21 protein-coding genes are annotated in these 22,113 nt (G+C 53.4%); 4 read left to right on the top strand and 17 right to left on the bottom strand.

Translation table 11 applies throughout. From position 1 onward, the window contains the following. Window positions 1-2: 2 nt before the first annotated feature. The 7 genes from JAO77_RS24290 to JAO77_RS23510 form a co-directional block, all read right to left on the bottom strand. Window positions 3-377, bottom strand: a complete 375-nt coding sequence (locus JAO77_RS24290; protein ID WP_235998583.1) for a hypothetical protein — start codon at window positions 375-377, stop codon at window positions 3-5. A 33-nt stretch (window positions 378-410) separates the two neighbouring features. Further along, the gene (locus JAO77_RS24285) at window positions 411-701 is read right to left on the bottom strand and encodes a hypothetical protein (RefSeq protein WP_235998582.1); all 291 of its coding nucleotides are present in this window, start codon (window positions 699-701) and stop codon (window positions 411-413) included. Window positions 702-769: 68 nt separating this feature from the next. Next, the gene (locus JAO77_RS23530; RefSeq protein ID WP_198992997.1) at window positions 770-1,084 is read right to left on the bottom strand and encodes a DUF3846 domain-containing protein; all 315 of its coding nucleotides are present in this window, start codon (window positions 1,082-1,084) and stop codon (window positions 770-772) included. Between the two features lie 46 nt (window positions 1,085-1,130). Next, window positions 1,131-1,421, bottom strand: coding sequence for a hypothetical protein (locus tag JAO77_RS23525; protein ID WP_198992996.1), 291 nt, complete (start codon window positions 1,419-1,421; stop codon window positions 1,131-1,133). Between the two features lie 63 nt (window positions 1,422-1,484). Beyond that, on the bottom strand, window positions 1,485-1,679 hold the full coding sequence (locus JAO77_RS23520) for a SymE family type I addiction module toxin (protein ID WP_198992995.1): 195 nt from the start codon (window positions 1,677-1,679) through the stop codon (window positions 1,485-1,487). Window positions 1,680-1,687: 8 nt separating this feature from the next. Further along, on the bottom strand, window positions 1,688-1,897 hold the full coding sequence (locus JAO77_RS23515) for a hypothetical protein (RefSeq protein WP_198992994.1): 210 nt from the start codon (window positions 1,895-1,897) through the stop codon (window positions 1,688-1,690). Continuing rightward, window positions 1,890-2,189: a hypothetical protein gene (locus JAO77_RS23510; protein WP_198992993.1), complete on the bottom strand. Its 300-nt coding sequence runs from the start codon at window positions 2,187-2,189 to the stop codon at window positions 1,890-1,892. The genes JAO77_RS23515 and JAO77_RS23510 overlap by 8 nt, the downstream gene beginning before the upstream one ends. Window positions 2,190-2,406: 217 nt before the next feature. On the opposite strand from JAO77_RS23510, the gene JAO77_RS23505 reads away from it, so the two are divergent. The 3 genes from JAO77_RS23505 to JAO77_RS23495 all read left to right on the top strand — a co-directional run bounded on the left by JAO77_RS23505 (window position 2,407) and on the right by JAO77_RS23495 (window position 4,275). After that, the gene (locus tag JAO77_RS23505; protein WP_198992992.1) at window positions 2,407-2,811 is read left to right on the top strand and encodes an SLOG family protein; all 405 of its coding nucleotides are present in this window, start codon (window positions 2,407-2,409) and stop codon (window positions 2,809-2,811) included. A 659-nt stretch (window positions 2,812-3,470) separates the two neighbouring features. Beyond that, complete coding sequence (locus JAO77_RS23500) at window positions 3,471-3,779, top strand: hypothetical protein (RefSeq protein WP_198992991.1); 309 nt, start codon at window positions 3,471-3,473, stop codon at window positions 3,777-3,779. Continuing rightward, window positions 3,736-4,275: a M15 family metallopeptidase gene (locus JAO77_RS23495; protein ID WP_198992990.1), complete on the top strand. Its 540-nt coding sequence runs from the start codon at window positions 3,736-3,738 to the stop codon at window positions 4,273-4,275. Before JAO77_RS23500 ends, JAO77_RS23495 begins: the two co-directional genes overlap by 44 nt. Window positions 4,276-4,348: 73 nt before the next feature. Here JAO77_RS23495 and JAO77_RS23490 read toward each other — a convergent pair whose 3' ends face one another. Genes JAO77_RS23490 through JAO77_RS23480 form a run of 3 tightly spaced genes read right to left on the bottom strand, consistent with a single transcriptional unit; the run spans window position 4,349 to window position 11,863 of the window. Then, on the bottom strand, window positions 4,349-9,025 hold the full coding sequence (locus tag JAO77_RS23490; protein ID WP_198992989.1) for an NACHT domain-containing protein: 4,677 nt from the start codon (window positions 9,023-9,025) through the stop codon (window positions 4,349-4,351). Between the two features lie 59 nt (window positions 9,026-9,084). Further along, the gene (locus JAO77_RS23485; RefSeq protein ID WP_286192494.1) at window positions 9,085-11,286 is read right to left on the bottom strand and encodes an AAA family ATPase; all 2,202 of its coding nucleotides are present in this window, start codon (window positions 11,284-11,286) and stop codon (window positions 9,085-9,087) included. A 7-nt stretch (window positions 11,287-11,293) separates the two neighbouring features. Continuing rightward, on the bottom strand, window positions 11,294-11,863 hold the full coding sequence (locus JAO77_RS23480) for a hypothetical protein (RefSeq protein WP_198992987.1): 570 nt from the start codon (window positions 11,861-11,863) through the stop codon (window positions 11,294-11,296). 989 nt (window positions 11,864-12,852) lie between these two features. Here JAO77_RS23480 and JAO77_RS23475 point away from each other — a divergent pair. After that, complete coding sequence (locus JAO77_RS23475) at window positions 12,853-14,529, top strand: hypothetical protein (RefSeq protein WP_198992986.1); 1,677 nt, start codon at window positions 12,853-12,855, stop codon at window positions 14,527-14,529. 54 nt (window positions 14,530-14,583) lie between these two features. Here the strand turns inward: JAO77_RS23475 and JAO77_RS23470 are convergent, their stop codons facing one another. The 7 genes from JAO77_RS23470 to JAO77_RS23440 form a co-directional block, all read right to left on the bottom strand. Beyond that, on the bottom strand, window positions 14,584-14,904 hold the full coding sequence (locus tag JAO77_RS23470; protein ID WP_198992985.1) for a hypothetical protein: 321 nt from the start codon (window positions 14,902-14,904) through the stop codon (window positions 14,584-14,586). After that, on the bottom strand, window positions 14,901-15,248 hold the full coding sequence (locus JAO77_RS23465) for a hypothetical protein (RefSeq protein WP_198992984.1): 348 nt from the start codon (window positions 15,246-15,248) through the stop codon (window positions 14,901-14,903). The genes JAO77_RS23470 and JAO77_RS23465 overlap by 4 nt, the downstream gene beginning before the upstream one ends. A gap of 37 nt (window positions 15,249-15,285) precedes the next feature. Continuing rightward, window positions 15,286-18,489 carry an Eco57I restriction-modification methylase domain-containing protein gene (locus JAO77_RS23460; protein ID WP_198992983.1) on the bottom strand — a complete coding sequence of 1,068 codons (3,204 nt, stop codon included), beginning with the start codon at window positions 18,487-18,489 and terminating at the stop codon, window positions 15,286-15,288. A gap of 12 nt (window positions 18,490-18,501) precedes the next feature. Continuing rightward, complete coding sequence (locus tag JAO77_RS23455; protein WP_198992982.1) at window positions 18,502-19,476, bottom strand: DUF4062 domain-containing protein; 975 nt, start codon at window positions 19,474-19,476, stop codon at window positions 18,502-18,504. 161 nt (window positions 19,477-19,637) lie between these two features. Then, window positions 19,638-20,378: an HNH endonuclease family protein gene (locus tag JAO77_RS23450; RefSeq protein WP_198992981.1), complete on the bottom strand. Its 741-nt coding sequence runs from the start codon at window positions 20,376-20,378 to the stop codon at window positions 19,638-19,640. Window positions 20,379-20,387: 9 nt separating this feature from the next. Beyond that, window positions 20,388-21,632: an AAA family ATPase gene (locus JAO77_RS23445; RefSeq protein WP_198992980.1), complete on the bottom strand. Its 1,245-nt coding sequence runs from the start codon at window positions 21,630-21,632 to the stop codon at window positions 20,388-20,390. 134 nt (window positions 21,633-21,766) lie between these two features. After that, window positions 21,767-22,081, bottom strand: coding sequence for a hypothetical protein (locus JAO77_RS23440; protein ID WP_198992979.1), 315 nt, complete (start codon window positions 22,079-22,081; stop codon window positions 21,767-21,769). Between the last annotated feature and the right edge of the window lie 32 nt (window positions 22,082-22,113).

Genomic DNA, 22,113 nt, shown 5'->3' with positions numbered 1-22,113 from the left:
GATTAGGCGGTAACTGTGGCGGCTTCGGTGGCGGTGGTGAGCTGCTTGGCGGCCCGCTGCTCAGGGAGTTGGTAGCCCTCGGGGATGCGGTAGCCGTTCACTAGGCGCATATCGGCCATGCCCGTCAGCGTTTCCTCGCGGTAGAGGTCAAAGTCTTCGGCAAACTCCTGGCGGGCCTGCACCTCGGCCGGGTCGGCGGGCTGGTAGCTGAACTCGGCAATGAAGTAGGTGGCGGGCTTGCCGTCCTTCTCGGTCTGCTTCTTGACGGGGGTAACGGTCAGCTCCACGTCAGTCAGCTTCAGGTTGTCGTAGAACAAGCTGGCGTTGAGCTTTTGCAGGTTCTCGACGCTGTAGCCGTGGAAGAGCACCGCGCACACGGCCCCCGACTTGTCGATGAAAAACAGCTCGGCTCACACTTTGCGGCCCATGCTCAGGATGTTGTCGGAGAAGATGCGCAGGGCAACGGGAATGAAGGTGAGCGACTTGCCCAGCACCTCTTGTCCGTTCAGGTTGAATACACCGGCTTTAAGGTCGGCGCGAATCTGGCGGGGGTGGCCGGGCAAGTATTTGAAGCGGCTGGATTCTACTAGCTCGCCGGTGGCCTCATCTACCGAGGCGGTGAGGTAGGCGCGGCTGGGAGTAACTGCGGCGGCCGCATCGGCTGCGGCGGGGGCGTTGGGGGTGGTTTGCTTGGCTGCCATAGGAGGCGAGGGCTGGGGAATGAAAAAAGTGGGGCCAGTTGTCGGCCGGCCCCGTTGCCGTTTGTTGGTTATTTGAATTGCTTGTCGTGGCAGAGGATGGCCCTGCCCACAATGGAATCGACTCCCCGCGCTTCGGGCTGGTGCTGGTACCAGAGGTAGGTAGCCAGCAGGTTGAGGTAGGCGGGGTTGCGGAACTTGCCTTCGTCGTCGATGATGAGAATCAGCTCATCGGTGAGGCGCACCACATCGACGGTCCGGCAGTCGAGTAGGCGGTATAACTCGGCCAGCTTGAAGCTTTTGCCGTTAGCGGGGTTAATGAGCTGTGGCTCGGCACTGTGCGGGTCGAGTAGATGGGGCTGGTAGGTGGTAGCTGTTTTGGGCATGGGGGTAGGAAAAGCGGGGCCGGCGCTGGGGCTGGCCTCTGGGTGGCTAGAAAGAATCGGGGCGACTGGTGGCTCCGTCGTAGCTGCCCACGGCGGCTAGCGGCTGGGCATCAGGGTAGGCATGGGCGCTGCCGTGGAAGAGCTGCACAGCGGCGGCCAGGGCTTCGTAGCAGGTGGCGCCGTGGCCGCAGTACACGGAGGGGCCAGCGTAGGGCTGCGGGGGGTTGATGAAAAGCTTGTAGCCGGTGCGGGTGGCGTAGCCGCCCACGGTGCAACCGGGGACGGGAAAGCAAGCGGCGGCTAGCGCGTGGGCACTGGGGCTAATGCGGGCAATCATGGGGCGGGGCTTAGTGGCCCGCGCCGATAGGGCGCGGGCCGGGTGGCTTAGCTTCGCTGACTTTCAGTTCTGGACTGGGGCGGCGGTGATGATGAGGCGGCCGGCCTGCACCTCGATGGCGGCGACTGCACCGGGGGCGAAGCCAGCGGCTTCGAGCCAAGCGCCCTGTAGCAGCAGCTTGCTGGTGATGCGGGTGTCGTAGCGGCGGGCGGCGAAGTGGGGGGCTACCTTGATGCGGCGGGCGGTGTGCTGGGCCATGACGTGAGCTAGATGAAGCCCTGCCAGCGGGCGGGGTCGGTGGCTGGCTCGTCAAGGGGGCTAGTGCTGGCCGGGGCCAGGTAGCAATTGTGGCGCGGGGCAGCCTGGTCGCGGGCTTGGCACTGGTCGAGGAGGGCTAGCAGGCGGGCGCGCTGCTCGGTGGCCGTGGGGGCCGCACCCTGAGCGGACGCGGCCTGCGGGGTGGCCTGGCTACGCATAGCAGGCGCAACGGCTGGTGGCCTCGTTGATGGCCGAATTGCAGAAGCGGCAAACTGCGGCGCTGGCGGCCGGCGCGGTGGCCCCGCAAGGAGTCCACACGTGCGACGAAGGCAGGCCACCGGCAAGCCGGCAAGCGGTGGCGAACCAGAAGGGACCGCTGATGCTGGGAAGCCCACAATAGCGGCGGTCGATAGTGCGCTGGCGGAAGGAGCCCCAGGCGGCCCGGCGCTGGGAGCGGAGGCGGCCAGCGGCAAGTGCGTGGGCAACACGGGGGCAAGTGATGGTAAGCATGGGCTGTAAGTGCTAGCCGATGGAATGCGCGCGCGGTGCTGGCCGGGCCCAGCTGCACTACACGCGCTAGCGCCGGGGCCTCTCCCCGACTACATTACAAATATACGTAATAAAGTAAGAAATACTACTAAAATAAGTAACAAAAATACGTAGGAAATGCAGAAAAAAGTTAGTAACTTAGAATATGTAAAATGTACAAAACGAAGCTACCGCCTGCGTGGTGCGGAGCGTGTGGGCCGTAGGAGTAGTAGGGAGCCGAAGCATGACGAGCTGCCCGGCCCTGTTAGCCCGGCTGGATGCCCTGCTGGTGGCTGGCGAGATAGGCCAAGTGGTGAGCGGTGGCGCCGCTGGGGTAGACACGCTGGCGGCCAGCTGGGCCAGGCGCAACCGGGTGCCGCTGGTGGAACTGCAGCCCGACTATGCCGCCCACGGGGCCGGCGCCCCCCATGTGCGCAACGCCGAGATAGTGCACCGGGCGGGCCTGGTGCTGGTGGTATGGGACGGGGTGAGCAAGGGCACGCTGAGTGCTGCCCGCGCCGCTGCCAGACTGGGCCGGCGCTGCGAGTGGCTAGCCCACCTAGCGCCCAGCGCGGTGCCAGTACCGGGCGGGCTCGGGCTGTAGGCCGGCCGCGCCGGGGCTGGCGGTGGTGGCCCCTGGCGGATGCGGCCGACTTGCCCCTCTCCATGCCTCGCCCTAGGGGTTTGGGGGACGGGCTGAGGCCCCCAATAGACTCTCCGCGAAGCGGACCTTATGAGGCGTTAGCCGAGGAAGATGCTGGCCGAAGGCTGAGCATGATACAGGGGGTGCGGGGGGCCGCCCCCGCTAGATACTGCGCGAAGCGCGCCTGATTCGGGCCGCGGCTACTGATGAAGCACTTAGCCGCTGTTGCCGCACTAAGCCGCATCAGGCCCGCCGTTAGGGCTGTTTGCAACTTGGGCGGCTGGTGAGCTGGCCGACCAACGGGAGGCGGGCGGGTGCGGCAGGCTTGCGCCAAGGCTGGTAGCTACCGAAGCGAGGGCCGGGCGGCGCGTCCCGAGGGGCGGGCGGCACTGCCTCCGAATCACGAGTTGCTGCTGTAGTGCGCTAGGGATAGGAAGGGAGCGACCAAAGGGAGCTGTGCGCAGCACCGTAGCGGAGCGGAGCCCTGGATAGCCCGGCCTAAAGGGAGCGCCCATCTACATAAAAAATTATATTTCTAACTAAATTTTATATCGTAGATGTTATACACAAACTTCTGAATTGGGCGTATAACTTTACATAAAAAAGTAAAACCCTTTTTTATGCAACATACTATGTTATTTAGCAGCACAAAAGCTGGGCATATCGGCCAAATTATTGGTACGGCCCTTTTTGGGCAAGTACTCAGCAACAGTCTCACGCCGCCAGACCCTGGGCAGATTGAGCTGTATGGGCATTTGATAATTCAGGTGCTGGTAGCGCTGGTGACTATCTGGGCCACCATTCGGAAGGCGCTGCAGAAGCCAGAAGCGGTGGTTAAGGTGCCGGCTGACGTGGTGCCCGTTATCTCGGCGGCGGTGGTGCCGAATGGTTCAGCTGTTCCGGCTGCGGGTGATGGTGGCGCTCAGTAAGGCCCAGGCGGCTACGCAGGCGGCGCGGCTGGCTCAGGTGCGGCCGGAGTTGGCGAAGGCCTACTCGGTGGCGCTGGCGCGCTGGATGGGTGACCGAAAGCTGCTGCTGCTGGGGCTACCCATCGTTACGCAGGGCTATCGTAGCGCGGCGGAGCAAGCAGCACTGTATGCCCAGGGGCGGGAAACGCCGTGCCGGATTTACCGGCTACGCAAGGCGGCGGGCCTGCCCGACATCTCGGCGGCGGAGGCCGGGCGCATCGTGACCTACAAACGAGGCGGGCAGAGTAATCATAACCACGAGCCCAGTTGGGCGCTGGACGTAGCTCATCTGCAGGTGGATGGCTCCGTGAGGTGGGACAACGCAGCGCTGCTACTTTTCTCCAGACTTATGCGGGCGGCGGACAAGCGGATTGCGTGGGGCGGCGACTGGGACGGGGATGGGCAGACGGCGGACGAGACATTTCACGACTGGCCGCATTTTGAATTGATAGGATGATGTAGATAATGCCAACAAAAACGGCCTTCCCGATGACAGGGAAGGCCGTTTTTATTTCAACTAAGCAAGGCGACTAATTATACGTAACCTCGTTCATGATTTTCTTCAACTCGTCGTTACGTATCTCGGAGCTTTGCAGCATTTCGTCAAATAAATCTAGGGCGGCCTGTACGGCTGTATGTTGCGTATCTTGGTGCGGAAGCCGAGTATAGGCTTCTATCAGCACTTCGAGCAGGCCGCTTTTAGAACGGTAATGGCTGGGAGCTTTTTCTGTTTCGTGATGAAACAGCGCTAGCGTCTCTACACATTCGGCCGGATGTAAGCTGACGCAGCGGCCCAAAAAATCAATCAGGCAGTGCTGGTATTCCAAATGAGGGGCACAGACTGTTATGTATCTGTCAATCATTGGCCGGGAGTCAAACAGGGCTTCGGGCGGCAAGTCTAAGAACAGATAATCTATACTAGAAATAAGGTCTTTATCCAGTGGGCCCGCGCAGAACAGCGTTACGGCATCTTGAAGCACAGTTTTATTGCGCCATACTGCATATCCATTTCTGAGCTGCTCCATAGAAACAGCCCGCATGGCCGGATTGATGGCCCATATTTGTTTGAGTAGTTCCAATGCGCCAGCAGTGCCGTGTCCCCACTGCACCGTGGCTAGACACGTAATGGTTTCGTGAGCCATCGGCTCGGCCAGACCGGCCTGTAACAGCCTAAGAATAGCTGCTTCATCCCGCCATATCAGGTATTGCAGCGACCATTGGCCGGCCGCCAGCAGCGCGTAATCTGAGCCAGTCAGGTCTTGGAATAGGTCGATAATTTTGCCAGCAGCAAGCGTGGTACGCAGCAACATAGCCACTCGTCCGACTGCTGCCGCCCGCACGGTCTGGCTGCCGCCAGCGGCCACTTCGCGCAATAGTTCAACTATTGGGGTTACTTGGTCGTCGGATAGCTTTTCACTAAGTAGCTTGTACAACTCGCGGGCACCTGGGGTATTCAGGACGGCCGTAATCAGCACGCTTTGCGCATCGCGGCTGCTGTCCCGAATGGTGCTTTCAGCTTTTAGGTTGCTGCGAACGGTTTCTAAATCATGCTGCAAAAACTCTTCTGTAACGGGCTGTTCTGGGTCGGCGGTAGCATCGCCCACCTTACGACGCAAGCGGCGGTAGGCCTCATCATTCAGCAACTTTTGCTTATATGCCAGCTCTACTAGGGGAGCTGCTGCTGGAGCATCTGAATCACACAGCTGAGGCAGTAGCATAGCCAGGCTCTCGTCCTGCTGATTGAGTAGATGCTCCAGCAAGCTGACCCACTTGGCAGGCTGCGCCTTGATGAGCTCATTGAGATGGTCACACAACCCTTCGTAAGTAGCCTCTTCGGAGAAGAAATCAGGCTCCTTTCTATTGCGGTACTTACGCAAGGCACGCAGCCAGTTAGCCGGACTAACCTTATCAATATTCCATTTTTGGGACGGCCTCCTAGGTCCCCCCGACCTTATCCTCACTTCCTTATCCGGCTCCTGAATGGCAGGCAAAGTACCCCATCGGCGCGTGAGTTCTTCGAAGTATTTAAATAAGGCCTTATACTCTGTTAGCCGCGCGGTACCGAGTAGTTGTAGGTAGCGAAGCGCATCGAGGCCGAAGCGGCTGTGAAACCGCTTTTTTTCGCTATGGCGGTCTTGATACGCATAGACATCAGACAGCATATCCGGTGAGGCCAGAATATCAGCTAGCTGCTGGCGCTGGTTACTGGCTGCCGCATCCCAAACTGCGGGCAATAGCAGGCAGGTGTAGTAGCCAATGTGGCCGAGATAGCCCTGGTGCACAGCACTCGTTAGCCAGCGGGGTTTCAGGAATAGGCGAAGCAACGGGGTAGTGAAAGCAGCCGGATTAGCCGCCGCCGCAGCCAGCGCCATAGTCACCAGCAGGTTGGTGCGGCTGTGCAGCCACTTGGCCACCAGTTGCTGAAACCCTGGTTGGGTAAGACTGTCTGGATTTTCGAGATACTTCCAGCAGTAGTGCAGTACCGCTTTGCGCGTAGTACCTGGGTCAGTATGGCGGTCGGCGATATCTAGCCGGTCAACGGCATAAGGTGCCGGAAATAGAGGGTAGCGCTCTCGGTTCCAGACATGGGCTGCCAGTTCTGGGTTGCGGTAGCCGTGGCCTCGGCGAATCCAAGTTCGTAGCAGCGTACTGCATACTGAGAAGGTAAGCTGTGGGTCTTTCTTCCAGAGGCGCTTGATTATTTGAGCACGCGCGTACTCATGGTGCTGCTCTTGTCTGTCTTCCACTGGTGGGTCAGCCAGCTTTTCGAGCAGCAGCTGCGCTACCCACGAAGGCCGGGCTTCAGCCTGGTCGGCGAGGATGCGCCAGTAGATAAACTGCCCGCGCTGGTCGGGCTCTGCCTGGTAGGCCTCCGTGAATAATTCGGTGAAGCCAGCAGCAGGAGTTGCACCGGCATCATCGAGTGCCTTAATGAGCCAGCTGGTGCGATGGGGGCCGGTCGGAAACTCGATGAGCTTTGGCAGCAGTAGGTCGGGAGCAAATCGGGCCATCACCCAAATCAGCGTATTGGGTAAAGATGGTACCATACCGGGGGGCGCGGCTTCCATTTCGCTACTCAGCTGCGGGAAGACAGCCGGTGCGGCCAGCAGTTCCAACCAGGGGCGGCTGCTAACTGATTCAACAAAGGGCCAGGCTAACCGAGCATGCGGCAGTATCAGCGATTGGACAAGCTGCACCTCGGCTGGCTCGGGACGGGGCTGGGTAGCCAGGTACTGTACCAGGAGCAGCTTTATATGAAAGCGGCAGGCCGGGGCTGTCAGCAATGTTTGCACATCGCGCAGATAGGCATCGAAGTCATTGCCCCGTTGAAACATTAGCACCTGCTGAATGAGGGGGCGGAGAAATAGCCCCTGCCCGGAAGCCAGCACGAAGCTGGACAGCGACTGCTCTCGGGTTACGAACTGCCGCGCAAATAAGTATTCGTAGAAGGTTTGGTGAAAGAACGTCAGCTGTTGCTGGCCAGGACCGACGCTACTGAGAATGCCTTGCGTTTCCAGAAACCGGCAGACCTCTATGTCTCGCTCCTTCCACTTTATACTGGGCAGCGTGAGCTGCTGCTTTTTGTTCATCGCCTCGGCCAGGTCGTAGAGTAGGGACTTGACCCGGTTAGTTTCTATATTGGTCGGCAGCCGCCGTGGACTGAGCAAGTGGTCGTGTAGCAGCTGATGGTACAGACCCTGCAGACTGGTGGCAGCTTCGCCCGTTCGGGTTTCTGGGTCGAGGGCGCAATAAATGGCCAGATGAAGCGGCGTTTGGAGCAGCCTAATAACGGCGGGAGATAGCCCGGCGGCCGTGCCGACGCCAGCGGCCTGTAGCGCCTCATCTACCTGCTCTTTGCTAAGCTCCCCAACCTCTATTCTTTCTGCTTTTCGAAAAGGGGCCAGCTCCGGGTCGTGCTGCAGGTCGAAGGTGCGGCAGGAAATTATAAACCGGATGTGACTTACCCGCTGCAACTCACCAAGCAGCTCGGTATAGCTGGTGAGCATGCCCCGGTCGGCACCCAGGCACATGGACAGGGCATCGAGCTGGTCGATGAGCACCACGGCCGGCCGCTCGGGGGTAGCGGCCACGGCAAGCGCCGGGTTGATGGGATGGGTGAGGCCGTTTTCTTTTATTTCGCGCCGCAGGGCCCCGAGTGAAATGCCTTTTATACGGTCAGCTTTCAGTGCCAGCACAGGTAATTGCAGCTGCCGCAGGGCTTGGTACACGTCGCGCAACACGACAGTCTTGCCAGCGCCAGCCCCACCGGTAACTACTCGGCACCTCGCGGCATCCTTCTCCTCCTCAGACCTGGCCGGGGGCAGCGGCGCAAGCACCCACTCAACTAGGCTGGTGACTTCAGGCCGGGTAAGATGGTGACCGGGCAGATGCCCTACAGTGGCCGGCACGGCAGCTAGGGCTTTGCTGACATCCTCCAATTGCTGCTGGATATCGGTAACGGCGGGTGGCAGAATCAGGGGCTGGCCTTTGCTAGTTAGCTCACGACGAATATCGTCGGGCGTGATACGCCGCTGCTCCCGGCCGGCCCGCATAGCGTACTCGTAGAGTATTCTGCCCGCCGCGGGGGCGTCTTGGGTGTGGGGCTGAAGCCGCAGGTGCATTATTTCCCGCCCTTGCTCAGCTGACCAGATATCTAGTACTATCCGGCTGAAAAAATGAAGCAGCACTGCTTCGGTCGTGGCCGCCGGCAGGTAGTTTTCCTTTAGGTGGGTAGCCAGCTTCTGGTATACGGCTAGCGGGCCGCTTTCGAGCGTAGCAAGCTGGCCGGGCTTAGCGCGACCCGCCCGCTCAACGCAATCACGCAAGTCGGGGTCGGGCGGGGACTGGCTCACCAGAATCAGCCAAGCTTCGGGGTCTTTCTGATACTGCTGAAAGAACTTATCCAGTAGCCCCCGGCTAATGAATTGGGTAGCATTCCAGTAGGCCTGCCCCGCTAGCTGCTTGAGGCTGACGTACTCGGTAGCAGCGCCGCCCTCATGGGTTATGGTGAGGTCGTCGATGGCAGGGGCCCCAGGGACCGTTGGCAACACCGGCCCAGTAGGGTCAGGCTGCAGGTCGGTCAGGTGAGCTTCAGGCCGCAAGGCAACGATATTGCCTTGGGTGATGGCCTCGGCAAACCGGCAGGCAGTATAGAGAATCTGGTAATCCACCCCCGCTAGGTTCGCGGGGCCACCTTTACGTGCCATACTGTAAGGAAAGGAACTTATATATCAACCGACATTTCGTATGCACGGATAACCCACTATTAATTCGACCCTAGGCGGGGGTTATGGTCCATAATGAACCGATAAAGGGTTTCGGTAAATTTCTGAGCGGCGGGACTCATCTCCTCCCATTTCAGATTGGGGGCAACGGCCTCGGCTAGTGAGCGCTTATAGCTGCTGCCGATGGTGCCACTATCGGCAATGAAACTGGCGGGAAAACCGCTGTATTTTTCTTGCAGGTAACTGCCTAGATAACGCACACGATACTCGGCCTGGGTTAATGCTTGAGGGTCGAAATCGCGGCTGCGGAATAGCTTTTTGAGGCCCTTGGCTAGTAGTGCGGGTGACAGCATGTTTTCGACTTCTTTGACTGTGAGGACCACATACTTGAACCCAGCGTGCTCCTGACTAGCGCGTGCCTCGTGGCGAGTGTTTTTGCCATCATCAAGGTCGGCCACAAGCATTATGCGATTAGAGATGGACAAAGCCTTGATGTTCTCGATAGTTTGCGTGGTGAAAGCACCCCGTTGGGTAGTGAAGTCGAAATGGGAAATATTGCCACCAGCATATTCGAGAAAGGTGTAGTGGAGCCCTTCGAGCAGCGACACCGTTTTTTGCTTGGTATCAGCTAGATAGGTCAGGTAGGCCTGAAGGTAGGCTCGGAAGTAGAGGCGGTCGGAAATACCTTCGACCCAGATGCTGCAATTGGCGAGGAAAACGGAGGAGTTGCGGACTCCTAAGACGTTTAGGTTTTCGATGTCGCGCTGGCTGCTGAGCTGAATTTGGTAGGTGGACTTGTTGCTGGCGCCCTCACGGCGACGAAAGGTGAAAATGCTGACGTGGCTGGGGTCGTCGAGCGCAAAATCGAGAATGTGGTTGGAGTGAGTAGTAAGGAAAATAGTAAGTTGCTTGGCTTTTAGGGTAGGATTAGAAGTGATAGTTTCGATAAAGAGCCTTTGAAAGCCGGGGTGTAGATGTACTTCGGGTTCCTCGATGAAAAACCACGCCTTTTCGGGAGCAATGAACAAGGGATAGAGTAGCATGATGATAGCTTGTATGCCATCGCCGAGGTCGTGAATGTCGCGTTCTATGCCCTCAACTGCCACAATGATGTTACCGCCGCGCTGGTTGCGGACGCGTTCAGCCACCACTTCAATGTCCTTACCATTAAAGAAACTAGCAGATAGGAATCGCTCGAAATCTTTGAAGCTGGTGCGGCCTTTATGGCGAGCATTGCGAGTGGTGTCAATGGCATCATAGAGGCCGAAACCGGTATCCACTGCTACACCAGTTTCTTTCAAATCGTAGTCATGAATGGTAGTATGCAGGAAGATGTCATTGGTACTTTCTAAGCGGCCACCTTCTTGGGTTATTAGTGTTCGAGCAGTACGAAGAGTGGGGATGTATGTGCGATGGCCCACGCTTGTTTTACTGTTTAGACGAACCTGCATTAGCTCAGACAAATCATCCAAATTATCCACCACATTATCTATCACGCTTATAGCTTTCTCAACATATTCATCGAGCACATTTTTAATATTTAGATTTTGAGTTTTATCCCATGGAAATTTATCAAGCGTCATTTTTGCAAATGAAAACCGAAATCCCGTTTCATGATAATCAGAACGATAATGCCTACCTAATATCTCGTTGCGGCCCATAGCTTTTATCACTCTTCTTATATAAGAAAACTGAGTGCGATGATTAGCCAAACGCGAAATATACTGATTTGCTTCTTCAAGTGAAAACAACTTCACAATAGCAGATATACTAAGTGTTGCTTTTGCCAAATTAGTTAATGACTCTTGCAAATCATAAACCATCTCCCGCGGATTAAATTTAGTATCCTCTACAGAGTAATTGAAATTAGTTTTTCTCCATAATAAATCCAGAATCTCTTTAATGGCTGTGTTGCTGATATTAATAGAACCTCCTGTCACTTTAATATCAGCCTCAAAATCAATTAAGCCCTTAGTCAAAGCTAATGCTCCAATACACGATTTAACATTTGAAGTAAGAAAATTTACATCATTCCAAATTTCTATCGTTGTAGATTTCTCACTGCGCATTATTTCACGCATGAATCTACTTTTACCCGAATTATTTTCTCCTAATAAGATATTTACAGAAGAGATATTACCAAAATTATAAGGCAACAACTTAAAGCCTGAGATACTATAATCTTTTAGTGTACTACCATTATACAATCTTTGCTCTTCAGAAAATATAAGATATCGTAGCATATTTTTATTATTTATAATCGTCTTTGAAGGCGCGGACGGCTTGGATAAAATTGGTAGTAGCGGTAAGCAGGGATTCTAGCTCAGACTCGGGAAGTTGGTCGAGGTTGGAAGTGGTTGGAATACGAGTATAGGTACCTCGAATGCGAGTATAACTGTTTTGGTCGCCGGGAATAAGCTTATAAAGCATGTTAGCGGCTTTGAAGTGGCGGGGGCCGTGGCTAGCGTAGCGATTGCCTTCGCGCTGGCTGATGACACCTTCAAACACGATTTTATTACTAGGTGGGCTCAGGCTGAGTGTGAAGCTATTACGGAGGGCTGAGATGCTTAATTCAGTTTCTGATTCCCATTCGACATAGGAATCTTTATCGATGGTATGAAACAAATGCATCCCTAACTGCATCTCGAAAGGCTCGTTGGGGGTACTAGGGGGCGCAGGAGCAGGAATGACTGGGGCGGGAGCTTTATAGTGGGCTAGGAACTGATGCACGATACGGCGCAGCTCGGCTAGCTCGGCGGGGGTTTCGACTTGAGAACCTATCTCAATGGAGTTGCTATCGGAGGAGTGTAGCAGGTTCATCGAGGTTATAATACCATCGGTGTCGTTATAGTAAATTTTCGCGTGCAGGTTCTCAACAAGGATGGGAGCAATACCTAGCTTTTCAACGTGGGCCTGGCCGGTGTCACGACCCGGGTCGTTGCGGATATAAAAATCTACTTTGACACCGCGTGCGATGGCCTGCTTGATGGCGGTAACAGGCTTTTACCAGTAGCTGAAGTGACATAGGGAGAAACGATGACTAGCTCTTTCTCGGCTTCTTGGATGATGTCTAATAGTTGGCCGGTGACTTTGTTCGGATGAATAATCTTCATGCGCCTTAATTGTGTTTTTTGGGGGCGCAAGGTAAGCGGTGATAGCTGTTTTGGCGTGCTGTTATGCAGAAATTTACCCGCTTTTAAGCTACAGAAAGGTTTACGTATTACGGCGAAATAGACTTTGAGCCTGCGACGAGCGAATCCGCGATAAATGCGGAAGTGACGCGAACACTGACGCGGAATGCCTTAGGGAACGCCAAAGCTAACCCATTATAAATCAGAAGTAAATCTGCGCGACTAACTTGATTTCTAACTTAACGAATGAGCTAGCCACAGCATTTTAGCATTTATAATTCTTTAATCATTAGTCGTGCCTATTTAGCGAATTCGGACCCACGCAGCTATGGCATCACTGGGAGGGCCGCTGGATAGAGGAGAATCGCTGACTGAGTTGCCGAAATATGCTTTAGGCCGATTAGATAGTCCGAATTCTGAGTTGCGTTTGGGTGCTTTTCTCAATAAGCAGACACACCTAGTATTCCAGAAAAATACCTACAATTAGGTATTGCCTAAACATAATAACAATCAAATATTTGCCACCTCACTAGTGCTTGCTCATCAAATCTTTATCTATTAATTGTGCCACCTGAGCAGCAACCCTAAATACCCTACTCCTTAGCCCCTCTGCACCTACTGATGCAGAGGGGCTAAGAATATATTCAAGCGCCTGTTCCATCTTTCCTCTCCACCATCATGAAACATTTGTACTTCAGTGTAAGCTGGCTGTTGTTAGTAGGGGCACTGCTCGGGCAGCTAGCTGCCCGAGCCCAGGGTTTAGAGTTGTTTACGCTGACGCGAGCAGATAGTAAACTAACTGAAAAGATGGTGCCTGCCCCACCGGAAGTGCCTGTCTATGCGAACAGCTTCTTGCAAGAGCGCTCGCTTAAACTGCGATTGGCAGAGGTGGCGCCTAAACCGGCCCCATCTGAAATACCGCGATTACAAGCAGAACGTCAGCAGGCGCAAAATGAGGTTGATGCAAAAGCCGCGGCTCGGGACGCGGTAAAGAACAAACTGATTTTAGAAACAAGGAACCTCGAATCAAAAGACTACTTATCACAACCTGAGTACATTGCCGCCCAGAAGATAGCATCTGAGGCAGTTGCTAAAAGGGATGCCTTAGATAAAGCCATTGAGCGAAAAGCAGTAGAAGAATCTACTAGTCAGCGTAATCGTACCGAAACAAAAGCCGCTTTACAACGCCAGCTTAATGTTATCAATGACGCTTATCTAACCCGGCTTCGAGTTGATATCACGAAGCGTGACATGAATTACGAGCAGGCCCTCAAGTCGCACACAGCGGCCGTAAACCAAATCCGGGCCTATGAGAACAAATACTGGGATAGTATTCCGCAGCCAGAGTTGGTGAGCAAGGACATGCGGGAGGCTGACAAGGCCCATTGGCAATTCTATCGAAAGCTGACCAAACTGGAAACCCAGCTTACTGATGCTACTGTGGCCTACGACGTGTTTGAGCGCGCCCGCGACAGCCTGACGGCCTATACCATGAATGTAATGGATACTTCCGCTACCAGCCTCCGGAGATATGACCAACATATTCAGTACATTCAGGATAGCGAACCCGACTTGATAGTTAAGCTGGATACGCTACAGCGGAACCTAACCAGTTACAACCTGAACGTGACTAAATGGAAAGCTACTTTTAAAGCTGCTCAGGATAAAAAGACTGCCAGTGATAACAACCTGACCGCGCTGCCCGCGCTGACTAGTATTAAGGGAAGCAGTCTTTATATTCCAGCTGTATCGGTAATTGGCAGTCACCGCGGCGGTACTGATGCGAGCCCCACCATCACCTCAATCAAGCTTTTCACGGCCTTGGGAAGCACTGCTAACGATGTGCGCAGCAAACGTGGCACTGAGCGGCTTTTTATTGCGGATGCCAGTACATTCGGCTTTAGTGCTGATGCGGCCCTTGCCTTTACACATGCCGCTCGCAAAACACCTGTTTTGGGCGTTGTGTTGGGAGCGTCCTACCTAGATAAGCTAATGACGCCTGACACGCTGACTTCATTTACTACGGGGGTCTTTACTGCCCGCATCAGCCTTGAATACTATGTAATTGCCGATGTCTTAATGGTATATGGCGGTTTCAACAGCTTGTCTTTTCTCACCGAACGTGACCGGGTAACGAATCATTTTACTACCACCCGCCCTAAAGACGTGTATGGCTTTGCCAATGCTGGGGTGCGGGCTATTCTCAAGCCAGGCGGCGAGAAGAGCGGCGTGAGCTTTCTATTTGACCTGGGCTTTGTGCTCAAAGGCGACAACGTAAAGACATTTGTACCCAACGACGACTTTACCATTACTACCATCCGGGCTACAGTGGCTAAGAACTTTGCCTTGCGCTAGAATACACTCATAACGACAAAGCCCCCGTTGCGCAGGCAACGGGGGCTTTGGTATTTATTGTTGAGCGGGGCGGCGCCCCCTTTTATTAGCTGGGGCATTTTCTACGTCGGCCCGGAGCTGGATGCGGGGGGCGGCCGTGCGGGAAAGCTCTTCGTATTCGGCGCGGCTGGCGTAATAGCCGGTATCGAATAGGTAAGGGTCTACGTATTCGGCGGCCTTGGTGAGTGGGGCCGGGCGTGTGGGTAGAATAACCGGCTGCCCCCCTACGCTATCTACCGGTCCAACCTGCCGGACCAAGGCGCTGGGGGAAGTAGCCGGCTGCGGCTGCGTGGAAAGTGAGCCGGGCAGCATCGGAGGAATATCGGGCTTATTCATGGCTTTTGCTGGGCTTGGGCGGCGAGGGCTAGATACTGCTGCTTGTTGCTACGGTACCCGGTAAGAACTACGCAACGGCCGGGGCGGTTCCGGCCGCCCTTTACCAAATATACGTGAATCTCATAGACACAGCCGCGTTGGTTTTGCCAGTTCAGAAAGGTGTAGCGGTCGTTGAAGTTGGGCACTACGGCATCGTAGTATTCTAGTAGCTGCGCGATGTCTTCGTGGTGGATGTCGTGCAGCTTGTTGCGGTTGAAATTAGCGCAGACGTGGAGGGCGTGCTGACTGGTCCAGAATATCTCATATTCGTGGCCCTCGTAGCGGATGCGTTTGTTTTGATACATGAAAGCAGCGCAACAGGCAGCTATAGGTTGAAGCAATCTAGCTTACTAGCTCGGCAGAAGTGCCTTCTACCAGGGCAATCTCGGCCGGGGTAAGCTGGTAGAGGTCATACACCAGTTTGTCCAAGTCTTTATCGAGTTGGGCCAAGTGCTGGCGGGCAGCGGCCTGCGCCTGCTGATGGGCCGTGTGGTGCTTGAGCCACTCCCCTTTCTCTTTCAGGTTGAGGTCGCGGCCGATGCTCTTTTGAAGGGCTGTACTCCAAGGCCTCCACTCCTTGGTAAGCGCCAGCTTGCCGCTGAGAGGGCTGGTCAAACCCAACTCGGCGCGGAGCAGGGCGGCAAAGTCTACATCGGCGGCATGTATGGCGCGGTACCCGGCCAAAAGAGCATCTACTCCTTGCTCAAGTTCAACAACATTTGTTGCACTTAGTGATGGTAAGGGAAATTTTTCAATAGTTCCCACATTTATTTTAGGAAATGCAGTCCGGCTAAGATTAATATTCTCTTTTTTTAGGATTGACGCACATAGACTTGACATTATAATTGCTGAAATAGCCTTCGTCTGCACTGATTCATTTTTGGGTATCATAACAATTACATCGGTATTATTAATGTAATCACCATCCAAAAATAAACCTTCAATTTTTGGGGTTGATATTATTCTTCTAAATAATATTCGCTCACCTTTAAATATAGATTCAGACCTAGGAGCAGCTAAGTTTATACCATACTTAATCCAATCTCCAGTCCAATCCAATAAATACCTCTTAATATTTCTCGCTCTCAATAATGGCTTGTATGTTTCATCAATCTTACATGGTGCATCATACACTTGCCTAATCATCATCTCTTTATTTTGAGGAGGCGTGCCTTTCCCTAATTCATATGGTTGCATTCCCTTTTTTAGGGTAAATAAATCTCCCACACTATTAACTCCACTTAAAACAAATTTAGGCTTTAGATTTACCGTAGGGTCATCATCAGAATTCAAAAAATAAAAGTCAGTGACTGATTGCCAATTTTTATGTTCAATTGCTAAAAGCCTACTTTTGATAGACCTAATTTTGTCACTGATAGATTTTACAGTTGTTTTCTTCGGGAAAATAGAGCTTTCAGTATAAGTACCTGATATTACAACTGTATCTACCTTTGCAGAATTAAACACCTGATATGTATTAATTATTTCGTTTAGGTTATTTTCAATCATTAGAAGCTTTCTCAGTCTACTGTCAAACTTAGTAGAAATCCAGTAGTTAGGAATGATAAACCCATAATGAGATTGGGTATTAGCTAGGTTCTTACTAAGCTCCAGGAAAATTGCATAGGTATTAATCTGATATTCTGCAGTTGTATAATTTTTATAAATATATTCTTTTGTCAGCTCATCTAATGAATGTGACTGAACATATGGCGGATTACCTATCACCACATCAAAGCCACCATTAGTAAAAACTTCGGGAAAGGCAGCTTGCCAGTCAAATGCAAGGTCACCAGCTACAGCGGGGTCAGCGATGAGGGAATTGCCCACACGGATGCTGTGGTCGAGAGACGTGAGCGGACGGCCGGGATTAGCAGTCTGGAGCCAGAGGCTGAGACGAGTAATCTGAACAGATTCGTGATTGAGGTCGACTCCGTAAAGGTTGTGGCTTAGGATGTGGCGGTCGAGGTCTAAGAATGCGTCACGTTGGTTTGCTTTTAACTTTGCTAGGGTGTCATTTACTACTTGGCCCTCGCGTAGCAAGTATCCAAAAGCTTCATTGAGAAACGCACCTGACCCACAAGCAGGGTCGAGCACCCGGATGTTGCGCAGGCGGTGGCCATAGGTTTCCCATGCTGTAATATGCTGCTGTACTCGGGTAGTAGGCGTGAGCAAACCCGAACCTATTTGCCGAACTCTAACACTAGCGAGGTCAGCCTCGGTAAGTTCAGGCAGAGTGTCAAGCCCTGACTCCTCACGACGCTCGCGCAGCCAGCCGCCTACTGCTTGGCTCACAATGTAACGGGTGATGTAGTCGGGGGTGTAGAAAATACCGTCTTGCTTTTGCTTACCCTTCTTGGTATCAGGTGGAGCCTCACCTAACAGGCGGGCGCGCTCAGCTTCTAAGTCGGCAAGGCTCTGCTCGAAAATGTGCCCGAGAATATTGACGTTGAGTTCAGAGGCAAAATCATAGCCTCCAAGTTCAACTATCGGCTTCATGGCTCCATCTTTTATAACAAGAAGGTCAAGAGCCGAGTCCGCTGCAAAAAGCCCCCCGTTGAAACGGTTGATTTTAGCTTTTTCATTGCCTTTGTCAATAAAGTTGAAAAGGCCACGTACACTCCGGTATATGCTATCGTCGGCCCGGTCAAAAACGTTTGCTTCGACAACTTCAAGAAGATGTTTAAAAGTTTGTTCAGGTATAATGCGTTTGTCTTCACAGAAGCAAATGAAGATGACGCGGTCGAGCAGCTTTTGAGTATACTGCAGCAGGGCAAGCGGGGGTACGGCGGGATTTTGCTCGATTAGGTGGTCAAGTAAATTGCGGCGAGCCTTACGGTAGTCCTTATAAAAATCCTTGCTGATACGAGCTTCTTGTTCTTGGCGATGGCGTAGAGCCAAGTCGAGAGGCGCGTCGGCCTGGGTAGGCAGTGGTAGAACTTGCCCCGCGGCCAGTAGAGTAAAGAAGCGTTGGAGCAGCGAGGGCTGGTCGGGCAGGGTATCGAGGAGAAATACTTCGGCGCGGGTCTGGTCATTGGCAGCGTAGAGGCGCAGTTCGATGAAGTTGCTGACTACCACCCAGCGGCAGCTAGCGCCCATCTTGGATGGATAGCTGAATGCTTGCTCGACGGGGGTTTCGGCGCGGCCTTTGGCCCCAAGCTTCTGCTTGGCATCTAGCAGCGTGCGGGCATTTTTTAGCTCTACTACCACGCGTACGGGGCCTGATAAGGCTCCTTTGCCATCGGCCGCAAAGTCGCCAAGGGCGCCATCGGGCTTGGTACCGTCGACGTTGGTTTTCTTTTCCAACACCAATTGACGGTAATCATGCCGCTGGTCTTCGTAGCCTAGCACTTGGCCAAATATTAGCGTCAAAAATTCTGATTTCAGTACTTCCTCTTTGGTGCTACCTACGTAACCCGAGGCAATGCGCTGCTGCCAGCTGCGCAGCCGGGCCACGCGGTCGGCAAAGTCGGGCAGGGCAAGGGCGGGGTCGTAGGCGGTGAGCGGGGCAGGAAGGGGGGCGTCGGTGGGGAAAAGGGGGAGCATGGAAGACAATCTTTAATTCTCTTTATTTACTCGTTTGGTATATTTTATTAACGCATAAAGCTGAGTTCCCTTTTCAGTTATCTCCCATTGTTTCACTTGATGCATTGAATTACCTTCTTTAGAAAACTTCTGCTTTAAAACATAATCTAAGTTTTTCACAAGCCCTAATCGTTGCAATTCCTCAAGTGCCTCATTTGCATCATCAAGAAATTCATACCATTGGTCATCATTGAGGCTGTATTCGAGTTGCACTTTATTAGCTATTCCAAAAGCCGTTGTATCAGGGGATAAATCGCAGGACATTTCGAATATATCTCTTAAAGTCAACTCATCCTCAATATCAAAACTCACTCTAATAGCGTTAATATTAATAAGAGCTTCTAAACTCCGAATAGGATTATCGTGTCCAACTTTAGTAAGTTGAATTTGCAACTGCATATTCTCCTTACTCAACCGTGCTAGTTCTTCCGCCACCTGTGGGCTAGCTGCCTCCGTAGCTCGCACCCAACCAACACGTGGATTAATTGTGATTTCATTGCCTAGCGAAAGGGATACATGGTAAGCTAGCTTGTCAACTGTATCCCAAAACTTGATGACACGGGCACTACCAACTTTTCGCTTAAAGTCATCCAGCTTCTTTTTAGCCTTAGCTTCTACCTTATCCGCCGGCCACGTCGCAGTTTTATCAATTACAAACCCTAGGCGTGGTACGCCCTTCTCCCCAGCGTAATCATACTCCTTTTCGGTGTAGCTGAGGCCGCTAGCGGGGTCTTTCGAGCCGTAGCGATGCGCCAAGATTACGAGGTAGTAGTCGGAGCTGTCGATATAGCTTTTGATGGTTTCCCACTGGGTCTGGTCGCCGGCGTTAAACATCTCCATGCCTACCGGCAGGTGGCCGAGCTGCAACACGGCCTTAACTACTGCGTCGCGGTGCTCTTTGAGGTCGTCGAAGGTAGAGCTAATGAAAACCTGATATTTTTTGGCCATGCGTTGAGTTATGATTCAGTAGTAAAGCTGACTTGCCGGACTAAGATGCGAATCAGGTTATGATTGCTTTTTGGGTCGGGTTGTGGCCTTGTGGGCAACTGCTGGCTTACCTAGCGCCTTAGTGGCGGGGGTAGCCCGAGTGGCGGAGCATGAAAAATCTATTAATCGAGCAGGTGTGCCGGGATGGTTTTGCGCACGAAGGGCAATGAGCGCATGAGCATAGTGAAGGAAGCCTTGCGCGACAGCAGCACCCGTAATTCAGCTTCGGCTTGGGCAATATCTTGCGGGTCGTTCTCAAGCAAGGCGTTCTTATAGGTGCCCCAGGCCAGCAGTAGCTCCTTGTAGCGCTTCTCGATAAGGAAGCGGACCTCGCGGGTACTAGCTTCCCCGGTGGCGCTACCGGTACCATTGTGCACTTTATCGAGCAGAGCGGCCGTATTGACGGCTTTTTGATTGGCGGGGTCCTTGGCTTTGAAGCCCGGCTCCCGGCCTAAGTCCGCCAGTGTGTAGATAATCTCGCCTTCTACATCATCGGTGGCATTACAGGGGTCAAGCAGGCCGCCAGCAGGAAGGCGCTTGTCGCGCAGCAGGTTGGCTTTGTGCGCGATAGGCAGTAGGTTATTCCAATCGAAAACCCGGCTGGGGTCGTCGGCGAACGGCACAAAATGGTCTACATCCATTTCCCACGAGCTGGCAAACTTCTGCTCCGTGAGGTAGCATTTCGCATGGAAATGGTCATCAAACGCCGTGAGTAGGTCGGAGCTCCGATATCCGCTGGGGCGGTCTGGGGCGATAGTAGCAGTTGAGTCGGCCTGGTAGTTGGCGTAAGCAGTAAGGTAGCGCTGTACGGCGGGCACGGACAGGGCGGCCGGCGCTGCGGCAGGACGGGTGAGGCGTATCATCAGAGCAGCTTATTCTTCGACTTCTTCTAGGCCGATGAGTTGCGCTTCTACTTCCAGGCGTAGTGCCGGCGACATATACCGGCCTTCACTTATTAGTAAGGCTTGTAGCTGCCGGCGGGCCTCGGCTTTGTCAGCTAGATGGGCCAGCTCGTTGATGCGCTTAATGATGGCATCAGCCACGTTGGAGTATTCATTTTCTACTCCAAAATGGGTTTGCATCAACTCCGAATAGCTACTACCTGCTGCCTGGTCGCCCATGACCTTACCCGTACTCAAGTCGAATACCGTGGCATTTTTGATGCTGGACGCGACCGCTGGCGAGTGGGTAGCCACAATGAATTGCAGATTGGGAAACAGACTGGTTAGCAGCGGCAATATCTGGTACTGCATTTCCAGGTGCAGATGGGTTTCGGGCTCGTCAATCAGCACGAAGCCGCAAGGGTCGTAGGTGTAGTCGTTGGCCTGCTTGCGCAGCAGGTCGGTACGCATCAGCAACTCGGTGAGGATGCTGAGGAAGGCCGAAAAGCCAGCGGAAAGCTGATTGAATGTGAAGCGACGGCCGTCGGAGAGCTTGATATAGAACTCGAAGTTTTCGCGTACGAATTCGAGTTTGGTGTCGGGGTCTTCGAAGATTTTGGCAAGGGTTTCTTCCAGCTTGTTAAAGAATAACTCCTGCTGTTTCGCGCCTTCGGCTTTGCCGTCCATAGCATCGAAGACTTGGAAAACCTTTTTATTGACGAGGTATTGCTTAAAGAATTCGGCGGGGGTTTGGTTGGATTGGGGTTCTAAAAGTTGTTTCTCTAGCTCATCTTCTCGAGTAACGGTCGCTACATTTCTGACTTGAACATGGCGGTTAGCTTTGAAATAGGCTAAAATAGTTTCAGAAGCTACCTTAAATAAACCCAAGTTTGATAATCCTTTAGTAGTCCTGAAAATAGGTCTAATTCTGTTGCCAACTTGTTCTATCTCACGTTGCCAATAATCAATTTGGTCTTTTGTGTGATTCGGATTTGATATCCATTGTTGCCGATGAATAATAAACTCACTTGTCGTTTGAGCGTTTTTAGTATCATGCTGCAAGTGTTTAAATAAACTTTGTAATACCGTCGTTTTCCCCGAACCATTTCGTCCCGTCAGAATCAAATGCTTGAACTCCTCGCCTTCCTGAAACACCGGCACGGTCAGGTTCTTGACGGCGTAGGCATCGTTGATGACGAGGGATTGCAGGTAGGGAAATTCGTGGCGGCTTATCATGCGGCAGCAAGGCAAAAAACGAGGGCAGGCGGGTTGACTGCGAAACTACGCACCACTACCTAGAGTAGCCGAGGCTGGTGGCGGGGTCTTTCGGGCAACTGCCAGCTCGAGCGCCTTGGTGGCGGGGCTGGGCACTAGGGCTTGGCCTCCAACGCTAGCAGCATAGCCTGGCGCACGTCGTGAGCTAAGAAGCGCTCTACTTGGGCAGGCGAGGCTGTTTGCATTTGGTGAACCAATGCACGGTAGGCAGCATCGAGCAGCTCCTGCTGGCTACAGCCCTGCTGCTGGTACTGCTGAGCCAGGGCCACCACGAAACGGGCGTTGAGCAGGGCTACCTGCTGATGGGCAGGATTGGGGAGCGGGGCGGCAGTGAGGGTGGCCCAATACGCGAAACCTACCTGCAGTTGGCTGGTGGCATCGGGGGAAGGATGTAAGGACAGCTTACGCATGAGGCTAAAAGAGGCGGCTAAGCTAGCTTAGG

Origin of the sequence: Hymenobacter sp. BT559, from assembly GCF_016427535.1 — a bacterium.
Lineage (GTDB): Bacteria > Bacteroidota > Bacteroidia > Cytophagales > Hymenobacteraceae > Hymenobacter.
Note: the sequence above shows the minus strand (reverse complement) of the source record. Positions and strands in the feature narration are given on the sequence as shown.

Bases quoted from the DNA above. Each gene is read 5' to 3' on its own strand.
- JAO77_RS24285 (WP_235998582.1), bottom strand. From the start codon at position 701: ATGGCAGCCAAGCAAACCACCCCCAACGCCCCCGCCGCAGCCGATGCG.
- JAO77_RS23530 (WP_198992997.1), bottom strand. From the start codon at position 1,084: ATGCCCAAAACAGCTACCACCTACCAGCCCCATCTACTCGACCCGCAC.
- JAO77_RS23525 (WP_198992996.1), bottom strand. From the start codon at position 1,421: ATGATTGCCCGCATTAGCCCCAGTGCCCACGCGCTAGCCGCCGCTTGC.
- JAO77_RS23520 (WP_198992995.1), bottom strand. From the start codon at position 1,679: ATGGCCCAGCACACCGCCCGCCGCATCAAGGTAGCCCCCCACTTCGCC.
- JAO77_RS23515 (WP_198992994.1), bottom strand. From the start codon at position 1,897: ATGCGTAGCCAGGCCACCCCGCAGGCCGCGTCCGCTCAGGGTGCGGCC.
- JAO77_RS23510 (WP_198992993.1), bottom strand. From the start codon at position 2,189: ATGCTTACCATCACTTGCCCCCGTGTTGCCCACGCACTTGCCGCTGGC.
- JAO77_RS23500 (WP_198992991.1), top strand. From the start codon at position 3,471: ATGCAACATACTATGTTATTTAGCAGCACAAAAGCTGGGCATATCGGC.
- JAO77_RS23495 (WP_198992990.1), top strand. From the start codon at position 3,736: ATGGTTCAGCTGTTCCGGCTGCGGGTGATGGTGGCGCTCAGTAAGGCC.
- JAO77_RS23490 (WP_198992989.1), bottom strand. From the start codon at position 9,025: ATGGCACGTAAAGGTGGCCCCGCGAACCTAGCGGGGGTGGATTACCAG.
- JAO77_RS23485 (WP_286192494.1), bottom strand. From the start codon at position 11,286: ATGCTACGATATCTTATATTTTCTGAAGAGCAAAGATTGTATAATGGT.
- JAO77_RS23480 (WP_198992987.1), bottom strand. From the start codon at position 11,863: ATGAACCTGCTACACTCCTCCGATAGCAACTCCATTGAGATAGGTTCT.
- JAO77_RS23475 (WP_198992986.1), top strand. From the start codon at position 12,853: ATGAAACATTTGTACTTCAGTGTAAGCTGGCTGTTGTTAGTAGGGGCA.
- JAO77_RS23470 (WP_198992985.1), bottom strand. From the start codon at position 14,904: ATGAATAAGCCCGATATTCCTCCGATGCTGCCCGGCTCACTTTCCACG.
- JAO77_RS23465 (WP_198992984.1), bottom strand. From the start codon at position 15,248: ATGTATCAAAACAAACGCATCCGCTACGAGGGCCACGAATATGAGATA.
- JAO77_RS23460 (WP_198992983.1), bottom strand. From the start codon at position 18,489: ATGCTCCCCCTTTTCCCCACCGACGCCCCCCTTCCTGCCCCGCTCACC.
- JAO77_RS23455 (WP_198992982.1), bottom strand. From the start codon at position 19,476: ATGGCCAAAAAATATCAGGTTTTCATTAGCTCTACCTTCGACGACCTC.
- JAO77_RS23450 (WP_198992981.1), bottom strand. From the start codon at position 20,378: ATGATACGCCTCACCCGTCCTGCCGCAGCGCCGGCCGCCCTGTCCGTG.
- JAO77_RS23445 (WP_198992980.1), bottom strand. From the start codon at position 21,632: ATGATAAGCCGCCACGAATTTCCCTACCTGCAATCCCTCGTCATCAAC.
- JAO77_RS23440 (WP_198992979.1), bottom strand. From the start codon at position 22,081: ATGCGTAAGCTGTCCTTACATCCTTCCCCCGATGCCACCAGCCAACTG.